Raw genomic sequence first — 6,000 nt, 5'->3', positions numbered from 1 at the left:
CTCGCCCAGTTCCGTCTCTTGTCCCCACATGCCGCCGGGATTTTCCGGCGTGAGGCGATTCGGTGCCGCGGCCTGAACGCATGAAGTTTCGGCAACAGAAAGCCCGCGCCGCCAAGGCGGTGTGCGGGCCGTCCTGCGGCCGAAACTTTCAGACACGCAGCGCAGGCCGGTGGCAGCCGGCTTTGCGCATTATCGGTAGCGGATCTGTCTGATCCTGCTGCCACCCTGCCTGTCGGCGGCAGAGCCGACGGTTCAGAGCATGTCCCCCAGGCGCGACGGTGAATCGCAGAAAACAAGCTAGCAAGAACCGCAGCCGGCCAGCAACCGATCTTCGCGCTTGACAGTCACTTTGCCGGATCGAATCTCGCCGCTTCGCGGGCATGGCGGGGTGGTCGCCAACAGGCTGGAAAATGTGGGAAAACCCGGGGCTTCCTCATGCGAAAGGGCGCGTTCCGATGGATCGCGCCCCTAGGCAATTCCACTGATAGTTGCACAAATGCCGCAGCCGATCAGGCGGTGGCCAGCGCCTTCACCCGGGCCGAGAGGCGCGAGATCTTGCGCGCGGCGGTGTTCTTGTGGACGACGCCCTTGGTCACGCCGCGCATCAGTTCGGGCTGGGCGCTCTGCAGGGCTTCGCGGGCGGCTTCGGCATTGCCGCTGGCGATGGCTTCCTCGACCTTGCGCAGGAAGGTGCGGATGCGCGAGCGGCGGGCCTTGTTGACGGCGGTGCGGCGCTCGATCTGGCGGGCGCGCTTCTTCGACTGGGGCGTGTTGGCCATGGGTCCTATTCTCTTTCTCGTATTTCGATTACGCAAAAGCCCCACGGCCCCGTCCGTTGCCGGACGGTCATGATTCTTGCCTTAAGCGGGCCCACGCGCATGTAAGCCCGGGCCTATACAGCGCCCCGGGCCGAATGCCAAGCGAAATCAGCGGTCGCGGAACTGTGGCTCGCGCTTCTCCAGGAAGGCGGCCATGCCCTCCTTCTGGTCCTCGGTGGCGAACAGAGCCTGGAAGCTGCGGCGCTCGAACAGGATGCCTTCGCGCAGCGTGGTCTCATAGGCGCGGTTGACCGCCTCCTTGGCGGCCAGCACGGCGATCTGGCTCTTTTCGGCGATCTTCTTCGCCGCCGCCAGCGCCTCGGGGATCAGCCTGGCCGCCGGCACCACGCGGCTGACCAGGCCCGAGCGTTCGGCCTCGGCCGCATCCATGAAGCGCCCGGTCAGATGCATCTCCATCGATTTCGATTTGCCGACGAAGCGGGTCAGGCGCTGGGTGCCGCCGATGCCGGCCATCACCCCGAGGTTGATCTCGGGCTGGCCGAACTTGGCGTTGTCGGCGCAGAGAATGAAGTCGCAGGCCATGGCCAGCTCGCAGCCGCCCCCCAGCGCATAGCCCGAGACGGCGGCGATGATCGGCTTGCGGGTGGCGGTGATGCGGTCGATCTCGGCGCCGAACAGGTCCTCGGTATAGACATCGACGAAACTCTTGGCCGACATCTCCTTGATGTCGGCGCCGGCGGCGAAGGCCTTTTCGCTGCCGGTCAGCACGATGCAGCGCACCTTCTCGTTCCGGTCGGCCTCGGCCAGCGCATCGCCCAGCTCTCCCAGGAGCTGCGAGTTGAGGGCGTTCAGCGCCTCGGGCCGGTTCAGCCGGATCAGCGCCACATAATCGTCGATCTCGACGGTGAGGGTCTGGTAAGCCATCGACTCCTAGCCTTTCGCAAACAAGCTGACCGCGACTCGTAACAAAAGCGCGACCGCAAGGCCAGCGCGCTTCTCTGTTGTCCAAATACCCCCGCCGGAGGCAGCGGCCAGGGGCCGCTTCACTGCTGGCAGAGCGGGCAGAAATAGCTCGACCGGCCCGATTGCACGATGCGCCGGACCGTGCCCGCGCAGCCCGGCCTGGGGCAGGGCGCCCCCTCGCGGCCATAGACGCGGAAGGCATGCTGGAAATAACCCAGCTCGCCCGTCGCCTGCCGGTGGTCGCGCAGGGAGGAGCCGCCGGCCGCGATCGCCTCCTCCAGCACGGCGCGGACATGGCCGACCAGCGCCGCCAGTTCGGGCGCCGCGACCGCCCCGGCCAGCCGGCGGGGGTCGATGCCGGCGCGGTAGAGCGCTTCGGAGACGTAGATATTGCCCAGCCCGGCCACGATTCGCTGGTCGAGCAGCGCCGCCTTGACCGGCATGCGCCGCCCGGCGAAGGCCCGCCCCAGCGCCTCGGCGGTGAAGGCCTCGGACAGCGGCTCTGGCCCCAGATGCGCCAGCAGCGGATGCGTCGCCCCCGGCGCCACCAGATCGACCATGCCGAATCGCCGCGCGTCGTTGAAGGTGATGCGCGTGCCCTGGTCGGTCCAGAACACGACATGGTCATGGCGCGGCAGGATCGCCGGGTCGCGGTGAAACTCGCCCTGGCTTTCCCCCTCGATCAGCATCCGCCCCGACATGCCCAGATGCAGAAGCAGGCTGCCGCGATCCTCCAGCTCGGCCAGGATGTATTTCGAGCGCCGCAGCAGGCGCGTCACCCGCGCCCCGGTCAGAACCTGCACCAGATCGGGCGGCAAGGGCCAGCGCAGGTCGGGGCGGCGGGCTTCGGCGCGGGCGATCACCCGCCCCTCAAGATGCGGCTGAAGGCCGCGTCGGACGGTTTCGACCTCTGGCAGTTCTGGCATTTTCTTCCCGTTCGTCGCATGGTGCGGCCCGCGTCCCAGCTATGGCGCGCGGCGCGCTTTCGGACTATCTGGGCGCGAAACGACGGATGGACAAGCGATATGACCCCTGACGAGCGCGGCAACAGCAACGGGGAAACCCATTTCGGCTTTCGCACCGTGGCCGAGGCGGACAAGGCCGGGCTGGTCCATGGCGTCTTCTCCCGCGTCGCCTCGCGCTATGACGTGATGAACGACCTGATGAGCGCCGGCATTCACCGCATCTGGAAGACCGCGATGATGGACTGGCTGGCGCCGCGCGACGGCCAGCACCTGCTGGACGTGGCGGGCGGCACCGGCGACATCGCCTTCCGCTTCCTGGACCGCGCGCCGGGCGCCCGCGTCACCGTCTGCGACATGACCGAGTCGATGCTGGTCGAGGGCAGGAAGCGGGCCGAGGCCGGCAAACTCGCCGACCGGCTCGCCTGGGTCACCGGCGACGCCATGCAGCTGCCCTTCGCCGATGACAGCTTCGACCGCTATACGATCAGCTTCGGCATCCGCAACGTCACCCGCATCCCCGATGCCCTGGCCGAGGCGCGGCGCGTCCTGCGCCCCGGCGGCCGGCTGATGGTGCTGGAATTCAGCCAGATGCCGGTGCCGATGTTGCAATGGCTCTACGACCGCTATTCCTTCAACGTGATCCCGGTCATGGGCCAGATCGTCGCGAACGACCGCGACAGCTATCAGTATCTGGTCGAATCGATCCGCAAGTTCCCCGATCAGGAAACCTTCGCCTCCATGATCCGCGAGGCGGGCTTCGGCCGCGTGCAATGGCGCAACCTCTCCATGGGCATCGCCGCGCTGCATTCGGGCTGGAAGCTCTGACATGCGCGGTCCTCACAATATCTGGCGCCTGATCCGCACCGGCGCCACCTTCGAGCGCACCGGCGCGATGAAGGTGGCGCTGGACGCGGCGGACGCGCCGGCCCGCATCCGCATCGCCGCCCGCATCCTGGGCTGGCCCTTCGCCTGGCTGGGCTACAAGGGCGACCCGGCCCTGCCGCCCGTCACCCGCGCCATCACCGCGCTGGGGCCGGCCTATGTGAAATTCGGCCAGATCCTCTCGACCCGGCCGGACGTGGTGGGGGTGGACCTGGCCGACCAGCTCTCGATGCTGCAGGACCGGCTGGCGCCCTTTCCGCAGGACCAGGCGCTGCGCACCGTCGCGGCCGAGCTGGGCCGCCCGGTCGAGACGCTGTTCAGCGAGTTCTCCGAACCGGTGGCCGCCGCCTCCATCGCCCAGGTGCATCGTGCGCGCCGCGCCGACAATGGCCGCGAGGTCGCGGTCAAGGTGCTGCGCCCGGGGATCGAATCCGCCTTCCGCCGCGACATCGACGCCTTCCACTTCGCCGCCGGCATGATCGAGCGGCTGTCGCCGGCCACCCGCCGGCTGCGGCCGCGCGACGTGGTGGCGCATTTCGAATCGGTGGTGACCGGAGAGCTGGACCTGCGGCTCGAAGCCGCCTCGGCCTCGGAATTCGCCGAGAACACCGCGGGCGACGAGGGCATGGCGGTGCCAGCCCCCTATTGGCATCTCAGCGCCCGGCGGGTGCTGACCACCGATTGGGCCGAGGGCGTGCCGATGGGCGATATCGCCGCGCTGCGGGCGGCGGGACACGACCTGCCGACCATCGGCGCGCGGGTGCTGCAGCTGTTCCTGCGCCATGCGCTGCGCGACGGCTATTTCCACGCCGACATGCATCAGGGCAACCTGAAGGTGGCGGCGAACGGCGACATCGTCATCTACGATTTCGGCATCATGGGCGAGATCGACGAATATACCCGCCGCGTCTATGCCGAGATCCTGATGGGCTTCATCCGCCGCGACTACGAGCGCGTGGCGCGGGTGCATTTCGAGGCGGGCTACGTGCCCCGCGACCGCGACATCAAGGAATTCGCCCGCGCGCTGCGTGCCGTGGGCGAGCCGATCTTCGGCGCCGATGCCAGCCGGATCTCGATGGCCAACCTGCTGGCCTATCTGTTCGAGGTCACCGAACGCTTCGGCATGGCGACGCGGACCGAGCTGATCCTGCTGCAGCGCACCATGGTGGTGGTCGAGGGCGTGGCGCGCTCGCTCGACCCGCAGATCAACATGTGGCAGGTCGCCCGGCCGGTGGTGGAAAGCTATATCCGCGACAATCTGGGGCCGCGCGCCGCGGTGCGCGACCTGACCCGGGCCGCGCAGGTGCTGGGGCGCTTCGCGCCGCTCCTGCCGGAATTCCTGGAACGCCGCATGCCCGAACTCCTGCGCGAGCCGCCGCCGCCGGCCCAGACGCGGAGACGCCCGGGATTCGCCGCGGGCATCGCGCTTGGCGCCATGGTCGCGCTGGCGGGCGCGGCGCTTGGCGCATGGCTGGGATAAGGCCGCCCGGGGCCCCCGCCGGGGCTTGAGCGCGCGCCCGCTTTCGCCTAACGCTGCCCCATGCGGATTCTGTATCTTGGCGATGTGATGGGACGCGCGGGCCGGCGCGCGATTGCAGAGGGGCTTGCGCCCCTGAAGCAGCAACTGGGCGTCGATTTCACCATCGTGAACGGCGAGAATGCCAGCGGCGGCATGGGCCTGACCGGAGGGCATGCCAAGCTGATCCTCGATGCCGGCGCCGACTGCATCACGCTGGGCGACCATGCCTTCGACCAGAAGGAGATGCTGTCCTATATCGAGACCGAACCGCGCATCATCCGGCCGCTGAACTATTCCAAGGTCGCGCCCGGCCACGGCGCCCGGGTTTTCGAGGCGACGCGCGGCCGCAAGGTTCTGGTGGCGCAGGTGCTGGGCCAGGTTTTCATGAAACGGCCCTTCGACGACCCGTTCTCGGCCATCGACGCGGTGCTGCGCGCCCATCCGCTGGGCGGGCTGGTGCAGGCCAGCGTGGTGGACATCCATGCCGAGGCGACGAGCGAGAAGATGGCGATGGGCCATTGGTGCGACGGCCGCGCCAGCCTGGTCGTCGGCACCCATACCCATGTGCCCACCGCCGATGCGACGATCCTGAACCGCGGCACCGCCTACCAGACCGATGCCGGCATGTGCGGCGACTACGACAGCGTGATCGGCATGGAGAAGGCCGAGCCGCTGCGCCGCTTCCTGACCGGCATGGCCCAGGAGCGTTTCACCCCCGCCGAGGGCGAGGCCACGCTGTCGGGCGTGCTGGTCACGACCGACGATCGCACCGGCAAGGCGGTGGCGGTCGAGCCGCTGCGCCGGGGCGGCCGGCTGGCCCCGACGCAGCTTCCCGCCTGAACCGGCCATGACCCCCGCTTTTGCTTGCGGCGCGGGGGAAAATAATTCTATG

General features: G+C 68.6%; 6 protein-coding genes. 3 read left to right on the top strand and 3 right to left on the bottom strand.

Features of this window, described 5'->3' with window-relative positions:
- Positions 1 to 509: 509 nt before the first annotated feature.
- The 3 genes from rpsT to mutM all read right to left on the bottom strand — a co-directional run bounded on the left by rpsT (position 510) and on the right by mutM (position 2,668).
- Complete coding sequence (gene rpsT, locus LOS78_RS07020) at positions 510 to 779, bottom strand: 30S ribosomal protein S20 (RefSeq protein WP_028712879.1); 270 nt, start codon at positions 777 to 779, stop codon at positions 510 to 512.
- 147 nt (positions 780 to 926) lie between these two features.
- Complete coding sequence (locus tag LOS78_RS07015; protein ID WP_230376359.1) at positions 927 to 1,703, bottom strand: enoyl-CoA hydratase; 777 nt, start codon at positions 1,701 to 1,703, stop codon at positions 927 to 929.
- Between the two features lie 119 nt (positions 1,704 to 1,822).
- A complete protein-coding gene (gene mutM / locus LOS78_RS07010; protein ID WP_230376358.1) occupies positions 1,823 to 2,668 on the bottom strand; it encodes a bifunctional DNA-formamidopyrimidine glycosylase/DNA-(apurinic or apyrimidinic site) lyase in 846 nt (281 codons plus the stop codon).
- A 99-nt stretch (positions 2,669 to 2,767) separates the two neighbouring features.
- On the opposite strand from mutM, the gene ubiE reads away from it, so the two are divergent.
- From ubiE to LOS78_RS06995, 3 genes are read left to right on the top strand one after another with little or no spacing between them, the layout of a single operon-like run.
- On the top strand, positions 2,768 to 3,532 hold the full coding sequence (ubiE, locus tag LOS78_RS07005) for a bifunctional demethylmenaquinone methyltransferase/2-methoxy-6-polyprenyl-1,4-benzoquinol methylase UbiE (RefSeq protein ID WP_230376357.1): 765 nt from the start codon (positions 2,768 to 2,770) through the stop codon (positions 3,530 to 3,532).
- A gap of 1 nt (position 3,533) precedes the next feature.
- Positions 3,534 to 5,069: a 2-polyprenylphenol 6-hydroxylase gene (gene ubiB, locus LOS78_RS07000; RefSeq protein ID WP_028712875.1), complete on the top strand. Its 1,536-nt coding sequence runs from the start codon at positions 3,534 to 3,536 to the stop codon at positions 5,067 to 5,069.
- 60 nt (positions 5,070 to 5,129) lie between these two features.
- Entirely contained in the window at positions 5,130 to 5,948 is an 819-nt protein-coding gene (locus LOS78_RS06995; RefSeq protein WP_028712874.1) for a TIGR00282 family metallophosphoesterase, read from the top strand.
- Positions 5,949 to 6,000 lie beyond the last annotated feature (52 nt).

It is taken from the genome of Paracoccus sp. MA, assembly GCF_020990385.1.
Taxonomy (GTDB): Bacteria; Pseudomonadota; Alphaproteobacteria; order Rhodobacterales; family Rhodobacteraceae; genus Paracoccus.
The sequence above is the reverse complement of the archived record's forward strand: the minus strand, read 5'-3'. Positions and strand labels throughout refer to the sequence as shown.

What these genes read in the sequence shown, in the direction of transcription:
- rpsT (WP_028712879.1), bottom strand. Translation starts at nt 779, where the DNA reads ATGGCCAACACGCCCCAGTCGAAGAAGCGCGCCCGCCAGATCGAGCGC.
- LOS78_RS07015 (WP_230376359.1), bottom strand. Translation starts at nt 1,703, where the DNA reads ATGGCTTACCAGACCCTCACCGTCGAGATCGACGATTATGTGGCGCTG.
- mutM (WP_230376358.1), bottom strand. Translation starts at nt 2,668, where the DNA reads ATGCCAGAACTGCCAGAGGTCGAAACCGTCCGACGCGGCCTTCAGCCG.
- ubiE (WP_230376357.1), top strand. Translation starts at nt 2,768, where the DNA reads ATGACCCCTGACGAGCGCGGCAACAGCAACGGGGAAACCCATTTCGGC.
- ubiB (WP_028712875.1), top strand. Translation starts at nt 3,534, where the DNA reads ATGCGCGGTCCTCACAATATCTGGCGCCTGATCCGCACCGGCGCCACC.
- LOS78_RS06995 (WP_028712874.1), top strand. Translation starts at nt 5,130, where the DNA reads ATGCGGATTCTGTATCTTGGCGATGTGATGGGACGCGCGGGCCGGCGC.